18 protein-coding genes are annotated in these 17,146 nt (G+C 41.2%); 4 read left to right on the top strand and 14 right to left on the bottom strand.

The window, feature by feature from the left end:
• Positions 1 to 32: 32 nt before the first annotated feature.
• Entirely contained in the window at positions 33 to 923 is an 891-nt protein-coding gene (locus PSE72_RS15315) for a LysR family transcriptional regulator (protein WP_004907568.1), read from the top strand.
• Positions 924 to 937: 14 nt separating this feature from the next.
• Complete coding sequence (locus tag PSE72_RS15310; protein ID WP_115168064.1) at positions 938 to 1,822, top strand: dihydrodipicolinate synthase family protein; 885 nt, start codon at positions 938 to 940, stop codon at positions 1,820 to 1,822.
• 60 nt (positions 1,823 to 1,882) lie between these two features.
• On the opposite strand, the gene PSE72_RS15305 is transcribed toward PSE72_RS15310, so the two are convergent.
• Together PSE72_RS15305 and purB are read right to left on the bottom strand one after the other, a co-directional pair.
• Positions 1,883 to 3,262 (bottom strand): MmgE/PrpD family protein, encoded by a 1,380-nt coding sequence (locus PSE72_RS15305; protein WP_115168063.1) that lies wholly within the window; start codon positions 3,260 to 3,262, stop codon positions 1,883 to 1,885.
• A gap of 77 nt (positions 3,263 to 3,339) precedes the next feature.
• Positions 3,340 to 4,707: an adenylosuccinate lyase gene (purB, locus tag PSE72_RS15300; RefSeq protein ID WP_115168062.1), complete on the bottom strand. Its 1,368-nt coding sequence runs from the start codon at positions 4,705 to 4,707 to the stop codon at positions 3,340 to 3,342.
• A 392-nt stretch (positions 4,708 to 5,099) separates the two neighbouring features.
• Between purB and metC the strand changes: the two genes are divergently transcribed.
• Both metC and dcuC read left to right on the top strand, forming a co-directional pair.
• Positions 5,100 to 6,275 (top strand): cystathionine beta-lyase, encoded by a 1,176-nt coding sequence (gene metC / locus PSE72_RS15295; RefSeq protein WP_004907573.1) that lies wholly within the window; start codon positions 5,100 to 5,102, stop codon positions 6,273 to 6,275.
• Between the two features lie 34 nt (positions 6,276 to 6,309).
• On the top strand, positions 6,310 to 7,680 hold the full coding sequence (gene dcuC, locus PSE72_RS15290) for a C4-dicarboxylate transporter DcuC (RefSeq protein ID WP_115168061.1): 1,371 nt from the start codon (positions 6,310 to 6,312) through the stop codon (positions 7,678 to 7,680).
• A gap of 316 nt (positions 7,681 to 7,996) precedes the next feature.
• Here dcuC and PSE72_RS15285 read toward each other — a convergent pair whose 3' ends face one another.
• The 12 genes from PSE72_RS15285 to PSE72_RS15230 all read right to left on the bottom strand — a co-directional run bounded on the left by PSE72_RS15285 (position 7,997) and on the right by PSE72_RS15230 (position 17,105).
• A complete protein-coding gene (locus PSE72_RS15285) occupies positions 7,997 to 8,863 on the bottom strand; it encodes an MrpH family fimbial adhesin (RefSeq protein WP_004907580.1) in 867 nt (288 codons plus the stop codon).
• A 6-nt stretch (positions 8,864 to 8,869) separates the two neighbouring features.
• Positions 8,870 to 9,400: a fimbrial protein gene (locus PSE72_RS15280; RefSeq protein ID WP_115168060.1), complete on the bottom strand. Its 531-nt coding sequence runs from the start codon at positions 9,398 to 9,400 to the stop codon at positions 8,870 to 8,872.
• An 18-nt stretch (positions 9,401 to 9,418) separates the two neighbouring features.
• Positions 9,419 to 9,931, bottom strand: a complete 513-nt coding sequence (locus PSE72_RS15275; RefSeq protein WP_115168059.1) for a fimbrial protein — start codon at positions 9,929 to 9,931, stop codon at positions 9,419 to 9,421.
• Between the two features lie 2 nt (positions 9,932 to 9,933).
• Entirely contained in the window at positions 9,934 to 10,431 is a 498-nt protein-coding gene (locus PSE72_RS15270) for a fimbrial protein (protein WP_004907589.1), read from the bottom strand.
• Positions 10,432 to 10,441: 10 nt separating this feature from the next.
• Entirely contained in the window at positions 10,442 to 10,978 is a 537-nt protein-coding gene (locus PSE72_RS15265; protein WP_232800921.1) for a fimbrial protein, read from the bottom strand.
• Between the two features lie 10 nt (positions 10,979 to 10,988).
• On the bottom strand, positions 10,989 to 11,597 hold the full coding sequence (locus PSE72_RS15260) for a fimbrial protein (protein ID WP_109912791.1): 609 nt from the start codon (positions 11,595 to 11,597) through the stop codon (positions 10,989 to 10,991).
• Between the two features lie 39 nt (positions 11,598 to 11,636).
• The gene (locus tag PSE72_RS15255) at positions 11,637 to 12,425 is read right to left on the bottom strand and encodes a fimbria/pilus periplasmic chaperone (RefSeq protein ID WP_004907602.1); all 789 of its coding nucleotides are present in this window, start codon (positions 12,423 to 12,425) and stop codon (positions 11,637 to 11,639) included.
• 57 nt (positions 12,426 to 12,482) lie between these two features.
• Positions 12,483 to 15,152, bottom strand: a complete 2,670-nt coding sequence (locus tag PSE72_RS15250) for an outer membrane usher protein (RefSeq protein ID WP_115168057.1) — start codon at positions 15,150 to 15,152, stop codon at positions 12,483 to 12,485.
• Positions 15,153 to 15,244: 92 nt separating this feature from the next.
• A complete protein-coding gene (locus PSE72_RS15245) occupies positions 15,245 to 15,781 on the bottom strand; it encodes a fimbrial protein (RefSeq protein WP_004907606.1) in 537 nt (178 codons plus the stop codon).
• Positions 15,782 to 15,848: 67 nt separating this feature from the next.
• Positions 15,849 to 16,385: a fimbrial protein gene (locus PSE72_RS15240; protein WP_004907609.1), complete on the bottom strand. Its 537-nt coding sequence runs from the start codon at positions 16,383 to 16,385 to the stop codon at positions 15,849 to 15,851.
• A gap of 164 nt (positions 16,386 to 16,549) precedes the next feature.
• Complete coding sequence (locus tag PSE72_RS15235) at positions 16,550 to 16,780, bottom strand: helix-turn-helix domain-containing protein (RefSeq protein ID WP_109912789.1); 231 nt, start codon at positions 16,778 to 16,780, stop codon at positions 16,550 to 16,552.
• Between the two features lie 10 nt (positions 16,781 to 16,790).
• The gene (locus PSE72_RS15230) at positions 16,791 to 17,105 is read right to left on the bottom strand and encodes a helix-turn-helix domain-containing protein (RefSeq protein WP_004907614.1); all 315 of its coding nucleotides are present in this window, start codon (positions 17,103 to 17,105) and stop codon (positions 16,791 to 16,793) included.
• Positions 17,106 to 17,146: the final 41 nt, after the last annotated feature.

Here is a 17,146-nt window from a genome sequence, read left to right as displayed (position 1 = left end):
TATCTTATACCTTAAGAAAAGAGATAACTAAAATGCCAGCTGCTAAACGCCCTATTTTTAATTTGGAGCTTGATTTACTTCGTACTTTTATTGCGGTTGTTGATGGTGCAACTTTTGCCGCCGCTGCAGAATCTGTTTGCCGAACGCAATCAGCGGTGAGTCAACAAATGCAAAGGTTGGAGTCACTCATTGGCAAGGAATTATTTGTGCGGCAAGGCAGAAATAAAGCATTGACGGATTCTGGTACACAACTATTGAGCTATGCCCGTCGTATTCTGCGGCTTAATGATGAGGCATGTTTATCGCTAGTTTATGAAGAAATTGACGGGGTATTAAAAATTGGTTCGCCAGATGACACAGCGAATACCATATTACCTGATTTACTAGCCAGATTTTCAGGGGCTTATCCAAATTTGATCATGGATATTATTGTCAAACGTAGCCCATTTCTTATGTCAATGTTAGAGGATAATGAACTCGATTTGGCCATTTCAACCGAGGAACATGTTGGTTACCCTAAAATTGTTTTACGTGTTTCCCCTTCGCTATGGTATTGCGGGAAGCATTTTACCTTTAATTTAGAGCAGCCACTGCCATTAGTTGTGCTAGATGAACCGAGCACTTACCGTGAGATGATGATCAATCACCTCGATCAACAGCAAATACCTTGGCGAATTGCGTACATGGCAACAACATTATCTGGTGCACGTGCTGCAGTTAGGGCGGGATTGGGCATTATGGCGCGTTCAATTGAACTTTCTGGGGAGGATTTACGCATACTCGGTGAAGATGAAGGGTTACCAGCACTTCCGGCAATTCGATATAACTTGTACCTCAACTCAAAAAGCCCAACTAAAGCCGCCCAAATTCTTTTTAACTCATTAAAAAATGAACAAACAGACGTTATCTCCCATAACAACTAAAATTAGGAGTGATTATGACCCATTTTCACGGTATTTTTCCTTATCTTGTTTCACCAGTTGACCAAGCTAAAGGGGTTATTCTTGAATCATCCCTTCGTCATCTAATTGAACATCTTATTTCGAGCGGAGTTCACGGGTTGAGTCCGTTAGGGAGTACAGGTGAATACGCATATTTGTCACAAGAATTGCGAAATGAAGTCGTTCGCATTACGGTTGATCAAGCCGCGGGGCGGGTACCCGTATTAGCGGGGGTCGCCGGTTTCTCAACATCAGATGCGTGTTCACAAGCAGAGCAATATGCCAAGTTAGGTGTGGATGGTATGGTACTGATATCCCAAAAAATGTACCCTCTGAGTGACAAAGCTCAATTGAGTTATTTCCAGACAATAGCAGAGTCTTTTCCTGAAAAATCGATGACGGTCTATACCAATCCTGGTTTATTAGGGGATGTGCTGTCAATTTCTCTTTTGAATGAATTAAGCTATATCCCTAATATCGAATATGTTAAAGATGCATCGAGTAATACTGGAAGGTTATTAACGATGCTCAACACCTTCGGTGAGCGAGTTAAAATTTTTAGTGCTTCAGCTCATATTCCTTTATTAGTCATTAAATTAGGTGGCGTGGGCTGGATGGCGGGTCCTGCCTGTGTATTGCCAAAACAATGTGTTGAACTATATGAGTTGGCTACTAGAGGGGATTGGGATACAGCGTTAGAAAAACAGAAAGAAATGTGGCAAATCAACGAAGCTTTTACGCAATATGCATTAGCGTCGTGTATTAAAGCATCTTTAAACATTCAAGGATTTAATGTTGGTGACCCGATCCTTCCACAAGAACCTCTCAATGATGTTGCTATTGCTCATTTACAGCAAATTATTGCTCAGTTAAATGAATAATAAGGGGAAATAAAAATAGAAGCCCATTTAGTGTGGGCTTCTATTCGTTAGTCGGTATTATTAAATACCAACACGCAATAACTGTGTGATAGCCGGTATAGTTTTCGTTTCGAAGGACAATACACTTTTAGCAAGCTGTGCAGCTTGTTCATTTTTCATTACCAACTCTGCATTGTCATAAAATTTGCTCACAATATCCTCCAACGACATTGGATTTTGTGGGTTACCGTATTGGATATCTAATCGTTCCGTTATTGTTTCACCATTAGTTAATGTGACAAAAATTAAGCCGGGAAAATAGGTTGGAAAAGGAATTTCATTTTCAGTGGGATAACGATAACTGACTTTTTTCGCGAGGTTTTGGATATCTGTTCGCTGTAAATTTTGGGCTGAGAGCAAACTTAATGTTAATTTGTCTTCGATAAAGCCTGCGGCAAACAACCACGGGAGGCTAAATTTCGCTGCATAGGCACTCTGAGGAGCCCATTTTTGTTCTGGTGGCTCACAAATTAAGGCAGCTGCAACGGGATCGACAACGCATTCTACTTTAGCAATTTGCTCGAGGGTTATTCCTTGTTGTAATAATCGTCTCCCACAATCGACAGTGGCATGAGCAAAATGGCAAGCAGGATAGGGTTTAATGGAAACATTCATTAACTGCCAAACATTACCTAAGTCTTGGGTGACTTGCTCTGGATGCGCATTTTCACGAAGACCATGTGTTTGGTACAGGCTATAGCGCCCTTCAAAAATAGTTTCTGGCCCTGTCATTCCGCCTTTAGCTAAACAAGCTGCAATAATGCCTGATTGCGCAGCCCAGCCCGCATGAAAACATTTTGCAGACGAGCTATTGGTTAGGTATTCAGCAACACCACTGGCTTGGCTTCCTGTTAGTCCAAGAGCATGAACCGTTTGTTCCCGAGTTAATTTAAGTAATGAAGATGCACAAGCTGTCGATCCAAAAATACCGGCTATGGCTGTAGAATGGAAGCCGCGTTGATGGAACCCGCTGTGGCTTGCTAATCCCACTCTGGCAGCAACTTCCCAGCCAATAATCCATGCAGTAATGAGCTCTTGCGTTGTTGCTTGTAAATGTTCGCCGAGTGCAAAGGCGATAGGGGTAAGTACGGCACTACCGTGAGTGATTGAGTCGGTGTGTGTATCATCAAAATCTAATGCATGTGCAGAAATACCATTTACTAAAGCGGCGGTGGTAGTTGAAACGGTTTGGTTACTTCCCCAAATTGGAATTTTTCCTTGATGATCAGGTAAATAAGCGACTCCCTTACGGCATTGTGTTGCACTTTGTTGGAGACTTCCGGCAAGTGCAACGCCTAATGTATCGAGTAAATGATATTTGGCGCGTTCAACAACCTGCGGTGGAATATCAGAAAATGATAGGGATGTGATAAATTGGCTTAGCTGTTGGCTTAATGTCATAGATACCTCCGGTGAATGAAAAAGCCAGCACTTGACTGGCTTTAAGAAAGTAAAGATTTAAACTTTGCTAAAATGAATTAGTCATTAAGCCAACCGGATGCTTTGGTTTGTTCTATTACTCGAGTGACTTGTTCAGGAGCATTTCCCACATAGGTCGTTGGATCTAATAGGGCATCAAGTTCTTCTTGCGTTATATGGTCACGAATGCGCGTGTCACGGTTAATGGCCTCAATAAAAGTGATGCCTTCTTCTTGGCCAGACATAGAAGCTTCATAAACAATTTCATGGGCAGTTTGTTTACCCGCTTTGTCTGATAAAGCAAACATGACGCGCTCAGCGAGCATAAATCCACCTAAAATATCTAAATTTTGGCGCATCTTATCGACATGCACGTTTAATCCCTCTAATACCGTTTTCATGTTATCGAAGATCACCGAAAGCATCAGGCACATTTCTGGCATCACTTTCCATTCCATCTTCCAAATCGCACCATCTCTTTCGTGTTGGTGTTTCATCATGTCGGTAAGCACTGAAAGATTAGCTTTCAATGTATTACTGACACATGCCGCATTTTCGACAATGGCAGGATTACGCTTGTGTGGCATCGTTGAGGAGCCAACTTGACCTTTACTAAAAGGCTCTGAAAGTTCATCAATTTCATTGTGAGCTAATAATAAAATTTCATTGGCAATTTTTCCTAACGTGCCGCTAATTAAACCAATCAGCATGCCATATTCACTAAATCGGTCGCGAGCGGGTTGCCAAGAGATTTCAGGAGTGCCTAAACCGAGCCGATTTAATACACGAACTTCAAGCTCATCTGCTTTGTCGCTCAATGAGGCCTTAGTTCCAACAGCGCCAACAACGCTACCAACGAATAAGCGAGGTTCGATTTCTTTTAATCGTTGATAATGGCGTGCTAATTCCGTTAGCCAAATTGCAGTTTTGTGTCCAAAGGTAATCGGTAAGGCTTGTAAGGCTAAGGTTCGTCCTGCCATTGGTGTATTGCGATGCTTTTCGCTTAACGATAATAAAGAACGCCCTAATATTTTGATATCACGTAAAAAAACGTTATGAGCCTCTTTAAGTTGAAGCACTAAGCCTGTGTCCATAACATCTTGTGTCGTGGGTCCAAAGTGGACGTATTCACCAAAATGTTCAGGACAAGCATGTTCTAAACCACGGATGGTTGGAACAAGTGGGTGACGAGTTAAACGCACTTGCTCTAAGATGAAATCCATATCTAACTTTTCCAGTTTTGCTGTATCAGCAATGATCTTCGCAGCTTGCTTTGGAATCAAGCCTAATTCAGCTTGTTCAATTGCTAATGCTGCTTCGTAATCAAGCCAATTTTGCATTCTGACTTTATCAGAAAAAATAGCTCGCATTTCTTCTGTAGACCATAAGTTCTTTAATAATACCGAATCAAAAACACTAGTACCCATAATATTCCCCTGTGTAAGAATAATATTGAAAATTAAAAAGCAATTATTTGTTAGAGAGTTTCTTTATTTATGCAACAAATAATAAAAATAAACACCTTAATAAGATTAATGTTAATTAAAGGCTTTCTTATGTATTTATAATTTCATTAAAATCAATATGTTGTATTTTTATTTATTGTTTATTATCTATCGATTTTAATTCTTAATTTTCTCTTAAGTTTTCATTAATTTAATTAATGCTCATTTGTATGATGAAGATCATCTTTTTAAATAAGACATGTTTTAAAAGAAAAGTAATTTGATATACATAATATGGATTAAAAATTATTAAAAATAAATAATCTTCCTTTTAATTATCAGGGGATCTATTCCTATATTTGGAGAAATAAATAATGACATTAAATAAATATACAAAATTGATACATAGTGGACGACAAACTATTACAACATCAGGACCAATCAATCCACCAGTAATGCGAGCGAGCACTATTGTTTTTGATTCAATTAAAAGCTGGCGTGATGTTCGCGATCGCCGCGCAACGGAACGTGTTTTAAGTTACGGTGCGCGAGGTACAGAAACAGCATTTGCACTTGAAAGCTTGGTGACTGAATTAGAAGGAGGTTATAGAGCACAGTTATTTCCTACAGGTCTAGCCGCGATTGCCGTCACTATTATGGGCTATGTACATAGTGGTGGGCATGTATTGTTTGTGGATTCGGTTTATGAGCCTGTGCGCAAAATTGCCGATGCTTTTTTAAAACCAAACAATATTGCCTATAGCTTCTTTAAAACAGATGGCTCAGATTTTGAACAAAAAATTCAGAGTAATACACAGCTTATTTTTGTTGAGTCCCCAGGTTCATTACTTTATGAAATGTTGGATTTACCCGAAATATGCCGCATCGCACATGAACGAGATATCCCTGTCGGTGTTGATAATACTTGGGGCTCAGCATGGCTTTATAACCCACTAGAATTAGGCGCGGATGTTTCTGTAATTGCAGCAACAAAATACCTCTGCGGGCATTCTGATGTGATGATGGGAATTATGGTCGCGACAGAAAAAGCTTGGAAACAAATTGGTGCCTTGCCAGAAGCTTTAGGTCAAGCCAGTAGCCCCGATGATGCAGCTTTAGTTTTACGAGGAATGCGGACTTTAGGGCAGCGATTAGCTGCGCATGGCAAAGCCGCGTTAGCGATTTCACAATGGCTGGAAACGCGTCCTGAAGTGGAAAAAGTCTGGTTCCCTGAATTACCATCTCATCCGCGACATGATCTATGGAAGCGTGACTGCAAAGGTAGTAACGGTTTATTAACCATTGAATTCAAAAAACAATATACCGCGAAGCAAACAGAAAACTTTATTGATGCTTTAGCCCTGTTTGGTATCGGTGCATCGTGGGGTGGGTTCGAAAGCCTCGCACTACCCGCTAACGTAGTCGGTGCAAGAACAGCATCAGATTGGCGTGAAGGCCACGGGCCTTTTGTTCGTTTACATATTGGCTTGGAGTCTGTGGATGATTTGATATCCGATATTACACAAGCATTTTCAACATTAAACCAATAACAATAAAGCTGCACCAATACTGGGGAATTCTTCTATGACAGGTTTAATCATTGCCGCGCTAGTTACAGCGCTGGTTGTTTACCTGCTGGCTCGAGGTTATAAGCCTCAGCCAGTCTTGTTGCTAGGGGGCTTGCTTTTGCTGCTCCTAACCGCATCTTTAGATCTTAATTCATTGTTACCAGAAAACAAAACTACGCATTTTAAGTACTTTGATATCTTCCAAATTTTTACTGATATCATGAGTTCTAGATTAGCAGGTCTAGGGTTAACATTAATGGCAATTGCTGGATTCTCCCGTTATATGGAGCATGTGGGGGCAAGTCGCGCATTATTTGCTATTTTTGAAAAGCCACTAAAGACTATTAAATCACCTTATTTGTTATTAGTGATTTCATTTTTAGTAACGCAAATTCTCGTTATTTTCATTCCAAGCCATGCCGGGTTGGGGATGCTACTAATGGTGACTATGTACCCAATATTAATTCGTTCAGGAATCAGTCCACTCTCTGCTTTAGCGGTTATCGGTTGTTGCCAGTTTATCGACCATGGACCCGGCTCTGGTAATGTCATTATGGCAGCAAAAACCGCAGATATTGAACCCGCCGTTTACTTTGTTCAGTATCAATTACCCGTAACTATCCCTATTATTATCGCAGTGGCAATCACCCATTTCTTTATCCAGCGTTGGTGGGATAAGCGTGAGGGGTTTGTTTTTGACTTGAGCAAAATTGATACCATTAAAGAAGATGGCGGTAATAAAGTTCCATTGTCTTACGCGTTGTTACCGGTTATTCCATTGATCTTAATTATCGGATTTAGCCCATTATTACATCCATATATTAAGTTGGAAGTCACCACTGCGATGATCATCAGTACGGTCATTGCACTGATTTTTGAATACGTCCGTTTACGTGATGCGAAAGCCGTCATGGACAGCTTTATGTTGTTCTTTGAAGGCATGGGGAAACAGTTTGTTTTAGTGGTTTCTTTGATTGTTTCAGGGGAGTTTTTCGCAAATGGATTACTCAAAAGTGGAGCGGTGGATACGTTAATTAGTGCTGCTCAAGATGCTGGCTTTGGTATCGGGGCGATGATTATTGTTATGAGTGCCATCCTTGCACTTGCGGCGTTCCTAATGGGCTCAGGGAATGCAGCATTCTTCTCTTTTGCTGCATTGACACCGAAAATTGCTGCTTTTCTCAAAGTGGATGTGGTGACGCTCATTTTACCAATGCAGATCATGACAAGCTTTGGACGTACAGTTTCACCTATCACTGCAGCAATTGTTGCAATTGCAGGGATTGCAGGGGTTTCACCGTTTCAAATAGTAAAACGGACGGCAATCCCAATGGCAGTTGCCGCAATAGTTAACCTTGTTGTAACTTTCTACTTCTTATACTTCTAATTAGACTCGCGCATTTATCCCTTAAACTTTTCGTTACTCTTCGGTTTAAGGGATTTTTTTATTGATTGGAGGGCTATTATTCATCCTTTTATCAAAAACTATCATCAATGATAGTATGGGTATGTGAATATTTTTGTAGCAGTAACCGTTGATTGGATTATTAGTAATAAGGTTGATAAATCAGGCACTGAAAGAAATATCAGTGCCTAGATATGAAAAGCAAAACTAATTAATATTCATAAAAGCAGCGTATTTTATTAAAAAATACGCTTCTCAACTATCAAGTCAGTGAATTGGGTTAGAAGGTTTTGATTAACTAATTAAATGCAATAATGACGACTGCATTTCCAGTGTAATACCCAGGTGTTACCGTTCCTGATGCATGTAATTCAGAAGTGAATGTAAATGAATTCGCTGCATTATTCCCAGAAATGTTCATGTTCGCGCCATTCCAGCCATTTTGATTATTAATTAATGGATTTGAATAAAAGTTAGAAGTCGAATTTAAATATACATAACGCTCACCCGTGGTTGAACGAGCAAATAAATTGATATTTGTCGCCTGTGTACAAGTGATATTGCCAGAAACTGAGTTTGTTTTACCATTTAAACTCGTGTTACTGAGCGCCCCGTGATTAACAAAAGCAGGCAAAGAAATACTACATGTTTGATTTGTAGGTGGAATTTTACCACAGACGCTACCTGGCCACTGGATTGCATTCCTAACTCCCGGGGTTGGTTTATGGTTAACATAGAATAATCCAATACAAGTCGCATTTGGGCTATCAATGACAAACGATGCACGATAAGGAATTCCTTTTGCACTACGAAAAGCCGCTGCGACTTCTTCCGCTGTTCGATACTGGTTAATTCGAATGCAGTTACCATAATCTAAGCAAGATCCACTCAACGATGGCGCACCAGATGCATACAGAACATCAGGGCCTACCCAGCACTCGGTTGATCCATAACAAGGGTTAGTAACACCACTTGCTTCACTCCAAGAAAGAATGTCCATCTCAACACGAGGCCAAGCTCCAGAGGTCATACTCACAGGCATTACATACGCAATCGCATTGGCAGGGCGAGAAGGAAATAGAGACGCTAATGCGATGATTAATAATAAAATACTCAAACGGCTTGTATTTAACATTCCGTATATTTTTGCTTTTTTCGCATACATAATGATTTACTCATAATCTAATTTGAACGTGGCACTCGCAGCCCATGAACCGAGCACAATTGATTTATTTTGCAATGCAACTGGCTCAGCTTTCACATACGCTTGAAATCGTAGGTCATTATTATTTCCGGTATACAACCCTTGGGTATAACTGCCACTATTAATTTTGATTGCTGTACCGGAAATACTTTCAATACCAACCGCCACACCTGTTGCTTGGCTTCCAGCATCTAACGCTAATAAACCAGGTAAAGCCAAACTTTCTGCGCCCATAAATGTGACTTTCACTTCATGGCCTAACGCTAAATCGCAATTGATTAAGCGAATGGTAAAAGGTTGGCTATTTGTTTGAGTATTCAGATACAGGTATTTATCCACGATCGTTCCGAAATCTAATTCAATCGATTCGTCGCCAGGATAAACGTCACAAGCATCTTCAATTAGCGTGCCATCAAATTCCACATTTGCAGAAAAAGCGGCAGTGGCACCCAAAAACCATAAGCCAAAGGCAAAGCTCATATTACGTTTAATATTCATAGTTATGACTGCCGCCTCCTATTCAAAAATAATGGTTAATGTGCCTGATGCAGTAAAATTATCCCCTACGAGTTCGCTTCCTGATCGCATGACAGGAACCGCTGAAAGGGATGGTAGTGAAGCCGCATTAATCAAAAAGGGTTCATTCAATGGTTGAGGTTGGCCATTTTTCTGAATTTGAATGCCTAATTTGCCATTGTTCAACGGTGTCACCGTTCTTAATGTCGCATTATCAAATCCACTTCCCGCAGGTGTTCCTCCGAATATCAAGCTGATATCCCACGGTTGTGTCATATCGCCAACACAATCTAATTGAAAAGGAATAGATTGCTTGAAGGCGGTACCATTGATTTTTCGTACACCGACTTTACCGAATGAAACTTTTATCGGCTCGTCATGGCTTAATTGGCAAACAGGAGGAATAATTAACGTGCCATCAAATGCCCAATTTGCTTGCGCTGAAGATATGGACATCACCATTATAAATCCTGCCATCCAATGCTTAATTTGATTGTTATTCCACATAATCATTCTCACTGATACTCAATTTTCAGTGTTGCCAGCGCTGTAAAAAATCCGCCATCGGTATTGGTAAAATTGGCATTACTGTTTTTTACTGGAGCAACCTCCAAGGTTGGCAGCGCTGTATATAACACATTGAAAGGCTGGTTAATAACTTGCTTAGCATTGTTCACATAAAAGGAAAGCCCGAGTTTTGGGTTACTCGTTTTTAATGCGCCATTGCTATTAAATGATGTTCCATCGCCGACAAGCGTGAGCTTTATAGCGTTTTTCGCTAGATTTGTGCAGCTGAGTCTCATCGGTACAGTACGCTTGTATTGAACTCCATCAATACGCGGAAGCAATATATCGCCAAAATGTATAGTTTCTTGTTGGTTGTTATTCAAAATGCACTCGGGCGGTGTCACCAATAATCGACCTTTTAGCTGGATACCAAGTGTTGCTGCTTGGCTTTGGCTAAACAGGCTAAGCATCATGCAGACCGAGAGAAGATAACGGAATAATTTCATTGATATCATCCTATTGGTAATCCAATACCATCGTAAGATTGCCCGTAAAATCCCCACCCGATGTTAAGTTTACCCCTGTAGGTTTAACGGGGACGGCATATAAAGCAGGCGAACTCCCATAATTAAAATTGAGTGTCGCACCATTACTGAGCCGGGTTCCATCACGATAAATGGCAATACCTAAATTCGGGAGATTGGTTGTCACGGATGACTCACCATTAATTTGCCTATCAGTCCATTTCAGCGTCATCTTTAATGTATTCTTATATAAGCCATTACATATCAAATTGTAATTAATAGGTGAGCGCCCATAAGCACCATCAATCTTTGCCTGATGTATATCGCCAAAATCTACCGAAGTCGTTGTTGCACCGCCAAGGGTACATTCCGGCTCACCGTATACTGTCACGCGGATTTGGATATTAGTGCTTAGGTTTGCAGCGATAGCATTGTAAGAAAAACTGAGTGAAATCAGAGCACCAAAGAGAATTACCCCAGCGAGGACAAGCGCTTTAAAGCATATCGTAAGAAAATAAGTTCCTCTCATCTCCATGCTCCTATTCATAACTTACCTGAAATCTAATTAACGCCTGATAAGCTCCAGCATTTAGTTGAGCGGAGGTACGTACCGGCGTTACATAGTAAGTTAATTGGTTTTGCCCAGGTGAAACCAACTGTGGTGTACTGTACTCACCTAAGTTAATTGGTGAACGCGCTGCATCACTTAATTGCAGGCCAATCCCCTGAACACCGATAACAGCTGCCAAGCGCGGGTCTTGAGTATCTATAGGAGCCAAAAAGCGGATCTTCATTGAAGGCATTTGTTGGCTCCACAAAAGATTCCCCTGTGCAGTGCGGCTGCGGCTTTCACCACTTAGACAATCTTCTAAACGTAGCTCAATCGCAACAGGATTACCTGTTTGCCCGACATGCTGAAGCTGTCCGGTTCCCACAGTACCTAAATTAATAGTTTGATATGCTGATGACATTGCTAAACGACAAGCACTTTCCGTCAAGGCCCCATGGACATATAGCGTGCCATGTGAACCATCTACATCCCAGTTATCAACTTTATTTAGAGCTGTTCCCATCGCCATGTTACTGAATAAATTCAGCGCTAAACTTCCTAAGCCCACATAACGGAGCATCCTGCTTGTGTTTGCCATGATATTCTCCTGCTATCTCATCGCGCATTTCAAATCAGTCTATTTTTTTTCAGGTACCACATGGCAGCTATTTCCCTGACATGTAAACGACAGTGTTGGACGACCACCGTAATCATTGATATAGGTCAGCACAGGTTTATTACCTAATGCGTCTGCACTGACGTTCAGTGCTTTGCTGCTTTTTGGTGCAACCATTACGGGCTCAAACCCTGCGACCGTTTGTCCATTTTTGTTGGGAACAGCATCGACAAAAGAAACGTAATAGGCAGTTGGGTTATTAATCGTATACTGGTTACCTTGGCGAGTAAGAGTCACTTTTTCCTGCCATGGGTTATCCATTTGCTCACGTGTCGGAATGATTGCTTTCGGTCGATAAAACAATTTGATACGTGTCTGTAACGCCAGTTGCAGTGTATTGGGCTTATCACTTTTTGGTGGGATCTCACGCAAATTAAAGTAATACACGGATTCTCTGTCTTGCGGCAGTGCCGCTGCACTTGGCAGTGCTTGGATTTTGATTTGGCTTTTTGCCCCTGGCTCAACACGTTGCACCGGTGGCAATACCGTAAATGGATCGCTTATTTTTTCACCTTTCTCATTTTCCACCCAACCTTGAGCGAGATAAGGTAATTGTTTGTTTTCATTGCTGATATTTAAACTGATCGATTTTTCGTCTCCCGTAATAATCGCTCGAGTTCTATCTAATGCAACTGCCGCTTGAGCAGAAGATAGCGTTGTTGAAGTCAACACAACGCCAGCCAATGCGAATACTGCTCTATGGGCATTTTTTTTGTTCATCAATTTGTTTTTCATCATGTTATTCATCATATTGTTATCTTCTATGGTTAAGGAGCATTCATCGCTCTTTGCGTACCACCATTTTTATTATTTTTGTAACCAGCGACTTGGTTCCTTTGGCGCCGTTCTTTCAACTACAGGCACAACAAGTTCTGCTGCTTTCGGCATTGCTTCTAATGCACGACTCGCTGATTGTGTCTTTATGGTCGCTGGCGATGCGGCTTTTGCTCCCGGTTTGTGGCACGGTAGTAACCAGCTTGCCTGTAAATATTCATCTTCTGGCAAGGTATCAGGGAGTGTGATTTCACACTGCACTTGGTCATCCCAACGAACTTGCAAGGTATCTTTTGCATTTAAACCAGTAAGATAGGTATTTCCATCATCACCCACCATACCGACTTGCTGACCACGACCGTTTAAGACTATTGCTCCGAAAGGTGGTGTGCTATTGTCCGATAGCCTTAACAACGCCATCGCACTGTTTCCTGCGACAACATCAAATTGACGGTAGCCAATTGCCCCTTCTGTTAAAGTGCCTTGCTTTATAGATTGAGACACTTGCGCTTCATCTGGTAATGCATTCAAATCAACGCTAATTTGGTTACGGTAATAGCTATTCACGTCACTAATAACGGCTTGTCCAAAGCGGTTGGTACGCACAATAGAGCCGTAACCACGTAGTGGAATATTAGGTACACCATCGGTATCAACAAATATGCGAGTACCGCCAATTTGACTACCACGATGCAGTACGGCACCTTTCTCTGTTGCGGTGAAACCACCTTGCAAAGAGAACCCCGCAGACCGATAACGGTCTTGTTGGTACGTTGCGTTTGCGTTGAGCTGTGCTAAGTCCCCCTGATGAGTGTAATAGCCACTCACGAGCGCACCTGAACGCGCCCATCCGGTACTTAGCTGATAGTTATTTCTCTCATCGATGGTGCTGTAGTAACTCACACGTTGTGAGTTATCATTTTTATCCCAACTACTGTTATAACTAACGGAGCTTTTTTCACCCCAAGGCACTGTGAGTGACGCATATACGCCATCATCATTACTTTCACGATAACGATTTCGATAGGCCGTCAAGTTGAGGCTAAGATTCTTCCATTTACCAATATCAAAGTAGCGCGCTAACGAAATACTATAGCGGTCGTTATCGGGTTGATCCCAATAGGTTTGATGGTAATAGTTAATGAACGCACTTAGTCCTAACTCTGAAAATTGTTGGTTATAAGAGATGGTGTACATTTCTTTGCTGTTGTATTGGCGAGCACCTGTTTCCTGCGCATCCAAATACTCAGACATACTCATAAAACCTTGCTCAGAGAATCGATATCCTGCAAATGTCACTTGGCTGTTATAGGTATCAAAACGTTTAGAGTAACTTAAACGATATGAGCTCCCACGATACGTTTTGTTGCCAATATCACTTAGGTTGGTTAGATGCGCCCGAGCATGAGTGATATCGAATGACAATGCACCGAATACCATTAAGTCACGACCAATCCCTATAGCCGCGGATGCATAGTTTTCCGCACCAATTCCACCCCCATACAGTGACCAGCCGTTGTTAACTCCCCAAGAGAACTCGCCACTTGCGAAGGTATCGCCACTAACATGATGGCGCCAATTTGTTGGGCGCCCAGCGGCTAATTTGTAACGCAGTTGTCCAGGGCGTGTTAAATACGGAACACTTGCAGTATTGACAGTGAAATTCTGTGTTGAGCCGTCTTGTTCTTTAACTTCAACATCGATTTGCCCAGCTAATGCATCATTCAAGTCTTGGATACGAAATGGACCCGCAGCGACTTGAGTTTGATAAATAATTCGTCCTTGCTGGCTCACAATAACTGTCGCATTACTTTTTGCGACCCCAGTAATTTCTGGTGCATATCCACGTAGATTGGGTGGAAGCATATTGGTATCGGTAACCAGGCTAAGCCCTGTAAATCTGAAACTATCAAAAATATCAGAGGTTAAATAATCCTCACCTAAAGTGAGTTTTGCACCTAATGATTTGATTGCTCGGTAGACATAATAACGAGTCCAATCTAATGATGTGGTCGTGCTTTGTCCTTGCTGCTTATCAATACGCATTTGCCAGTCAGCGCGAACACGCCAAGCACCTAAGTTAACACCAGCAACCCCATTACCGCTGGTACTGTAGTTGGTTTGTTGTCCAGAGCGGGTTTGCTGGCCCACTTGTGCATTTAGGTTGTAATCAAACAATGCGCCGGGTAACCCTTCTTCCCAGCGTGCGGGAGGATCCCAATTCTCAGCGGTATATTCGAGGTAGGCTTGCGGCAAACTAATATACATAGCCGAAGTCGCAAGGTCGGCTTTAACCTCAGTTCCGGGTAAACTTTCAAGTGATAAACACTGTCCTTCGTGCCACCACTTCAATGTCGACATCAATTCAGGCTTGATACCGAATTTTTCAACTAAAGCAGGGTTCAGACAAGGGAGGCTTTCATCCGACTCACCTTCAGGCGCATAGTAAAAGACAGTTTCTTCCGGCATGCTTTGCTTGTTTAAGAAAACCGTAAAACTGTATTCACCAGGCATGAGATAGCCTGGACGCGCAAATTGGCTTAAATCAATGTTGTTACGATCATTGACGTCTAGCATATCCATATTAAATGTAATATCGGATGCGTGACCACCAAAGCTAATAGCCAACGCGACTAAAAGCCCTAATCTGCAAGGCCGAGTTATCCGTAACACAGGCGTGTGAATGAAATTCAGGGTCATCATCTCGACCTTCTTTTGCGTTCTTTTATCCGTAATGTCATTTCGCTCACGAAGCTCGTCCTACAAAGGAGATCTTCATTTCTTAGAGGAACCGACTATTCATAATCCAGTTTGAAACGTAATTGACTGTAGTATTGACCTGATGCCAATGGGCGGTTATTCGCCACCAACCGTAGCCGATAGGTGAGATCTTTTGTTCCAGCTGTTAGTGCGCTCATTGACATTCCTTGGCCTGGTATGGCAATTTCACCATCTCCCTCACGTTGAATTTGTAATCCAACACCTTGAGCTTGTCCGTTTACACCAAATAACCCCCTGTCATGGGAGCCATCGAATGTTACGCGAAAATATTGCCAATTTGGTTTGTCAGGATTTTGGCGTTCAAGAACACAATTCACTAATCGGATAACAAAAGGGCGAGCAGGTCCTTGCCCATCACGGCGAATTTGAGTCAGCGCAATACTTCCCATATCAATAGTTTGATCACGGCTGCCGACATCAATTGCACATGCTGTTTCAATAATGCTTCCATTCATACTCACTGAGCCTTGAGCATGTGCAGTTGATACCGCAGCCAACGTGCCTATACTTAAGATCAATGAAAACACTCCACTGGTTATCGAATTATTCATTGCTCCCTCTCTTACACCCAATTCAGTCGGAATGAGCCAACAAATTAATTTGTTGGCTCAAGATGAATTACTCGTAAGACAGAGTGAAATCCGCTACTGAGCTAAAGTCACCGGCAGTGATAGTGTCGATATCGCCACCATTACCTTTTAAGTAAGCAGCGAAATTCAGTGTGTTGTTACCATTTTGAACTTGTTGGAATGGTGCAGCTGTTCCTAAAGTCACCACATTGCCGCTACCATTAGTGATCTGAACACCAGCGCCAGCACCAGTACCAACAATACCCAGTGTTTTATTGGTATTGTCGAAAGATGCAGCAGCACCACTAAAGGTTAATTGAACACCTTTAGTCAGTTTAGTGATATCACAGTTCTCTAAAGTGATTTCGAATGGACGTGGAGTTGATTTACCGCCATCAACTAATGCCATGTTAGAAATTTGGCCTAATTCAACTGTTTGGTCGATTGAGCTAGGAGAGATTGAGCATGGAGCATCGATAATAGCGCCTTTGAACGTTACTTTACCGTGGCCTTGATCAGCAGCATTTGCTGCAGAAGCTAAACCCAGAGCCATAAAAGTTGCCATTGCAATAGATTTCATTTTCATGAATATAAAGTCCTATGTTTTTTGTTAAATAAAGAATGAGTGTCAATTTTCATTGCTCATTGCAGACACTCTATTTGCAATGAACTGGAAAAAAACAAAGCACTAGTATTTGATTTAAAAAAATCAAATACTAAAAATTAAATTTTAATAATTAAAAAATATATTTAGTCTTCTATTAAAAAAAATTGAATTGGTACTTTAAATAACTCAGATAATTGAGAAAGAAAATCAATATTAATATGATTAATTCCTGATTCATAACGGGAAATTTGCTGTTGACTTACGCCGATATATCTCCCTAACTCCTCAGCAGTTAATTTCATTTCTTTTCTATATCTTTTTATTTTCTTTCCTACAATAATATTAAATGTTGGTTTTATTATATTTTCTGACATAAGGTTAAGCCTATTTCATAAATTGACTAGATCCTGAAAACCATCCTTCAGCTTTAAAATAACATTCCATATTATGGATATAATTTACTGAGTTATTTTGAAATCCAACGCCATCTAATAAACAATTAATATCAATATCAAGTGAGTTCGCAATTTGCTTAATTTGCTCTAGGTGTAGTCGAATAACGCCGCGCTCAATACGTGAAACATGCTGCTGTGAGCATAAAAGTAAGTCAGCTAGCTCAGAACCACTTAGCCCTTTAGCTCGGCGAGCTTTATGTATATTGCTCCCAACAATTTCTTTAGGAGATAAGTTAGATTGCATAAAATCCTCCTCATGAAACTGAATGATTTACTAATTTAACT

This window comes from Providencia sp. PROV116, assembly GCF_028482485.1.
Classification (GTDB): domain Bacteria; phylum Pseudomonadota; class Gammaproteobacteria; order Enterobacterales; family Enterobacteriaceae; genus Providencia; species Providencia rettgeri.
This window is presented reverse-complemented; position numbering and strand designations above follow the sequence as displayed.

Bases quoted from the DNA above. Each gene is read 5' to 3' on its own strand.
- PSE72_RS15315 (WP_004907568.1), top strand. From the start codon at position 33: ATGCCAGCTGCTAAACGCCCTATTTTTAATTTGGAGCTTGATTTACTT.
- PSE72_RS15310 (WP_115168064.1), top strand. From the start codon at position 938: ATGACCCATTTTCACGGTATTTTTCCTTATCTTGTTTCACCAGTTGAC.
- PSE72_RS15305 (WP_115168063.1), bottom strand. From the start codon at position 3,262: ATGACATTAAGCCAACAGCTAAGCCAATTTATCACATCCCTATCATTT.
- purB (WP_115168062.1), bottom strand. From the start codon at position 4,707: ATGGGTACTAGTGTTTTTGATTCGGTATTATTAAAGAACTTATGGTCT.
- metC (WP_004907573.1), top strand. From the start codon at position 5,100: ATGACATTAAATAAATATACAAAATTGATACATAGTGGACGACAAACT.
- dcuC (WP_115168061.1), top strand. From the start codon at position 6,310: ATGACAGGTTTAATCATTGCCGCGCTAGTTACAGCGCTGGTTGTTTAC.
- PSE72_RS15285 (WP_004907580.1), bottom strand. From the start codon at position 8,863: ATGTATGCGAAAAAAGCAAAAATATACGGAATGTTAAATACAAGCCGT.
- PSE72_RS15280 (WP_115168060.1), bottom strand. From the start codon at position 9,400: ATGAATATTAAACGTAATATGAGCTTTGCCTTTGGCTTATGGTTTTTG.
- PSE72_RS15275 (WP_115168059.1), bottom strand. From the start codon at position 9,931: ATGATTATGTGGAATAACAATCAAATTAAGCATTGGATGGCAGGATTT.
- PSE72_RS15270 (WP_004907589.1), bottom strand. From the start codon at position 10,431: ATGAAATTATTCCGTTATCTTCTCTCGGTCTGCATGATGCTTAGCCTG.
- PSE72_RS15265 (WP_232800921.1), bottom strand. From the start codon at position 10,978: ATGAGAGGAACTTATTTTCTTACGATATGCTTTAAAGCGCTTGTCCTC.
- PSE72_RS15260 (WP_109912791.1), bottom strand. From the start codon at position 11,597: ATGGCAAACACAAGCAGGATGCTCCGTTATGTGGGCTTAGGAAGTTTA.
- PSE72_RS15255 (WP_004907602.1), bottom strand. From the start codon at position 12,425: ATGATGAATAACATGATGAAAAACAAATTGATGAACAAAAAAAATGCC.
- PSE72_RS15250 (WP_115168057.1), bottom strand. From the start codon at position 15,152: ATGATGACCCTGAATTTCATTCACACGCCTGTGTTACGGATAACTCGG.
- PSE72_RS15245 (WP_004907606.1), bottom strand. From the start codon at position 15,781: ATGAATAATTCGATAACCAGTGGAGTGTTTTCATTGATCTTAAGTATA.
- PSE72_RS15240 (WP_004907609.1), bottom strand. From the start codon at position 16,385: ATGAAAATGAAATCTATTGCAATGGCAACTTTTATGGCTCTGGGTTTA.
- PSE72_RS15235 (WP_109912789.1), bottom strand. From the start codon at position 16,780: ATGTCAGAAAATATAATAAAACCAACATTTAATATTATTGTAGGAAAG.
- PSE72_RS15230 (WP_004907614.1), bottom strand. From the start codon at position 17,105: ATGCAATCTAACTTATCTCCTAAAGAAATTGTTGGGAGCAATATACAT.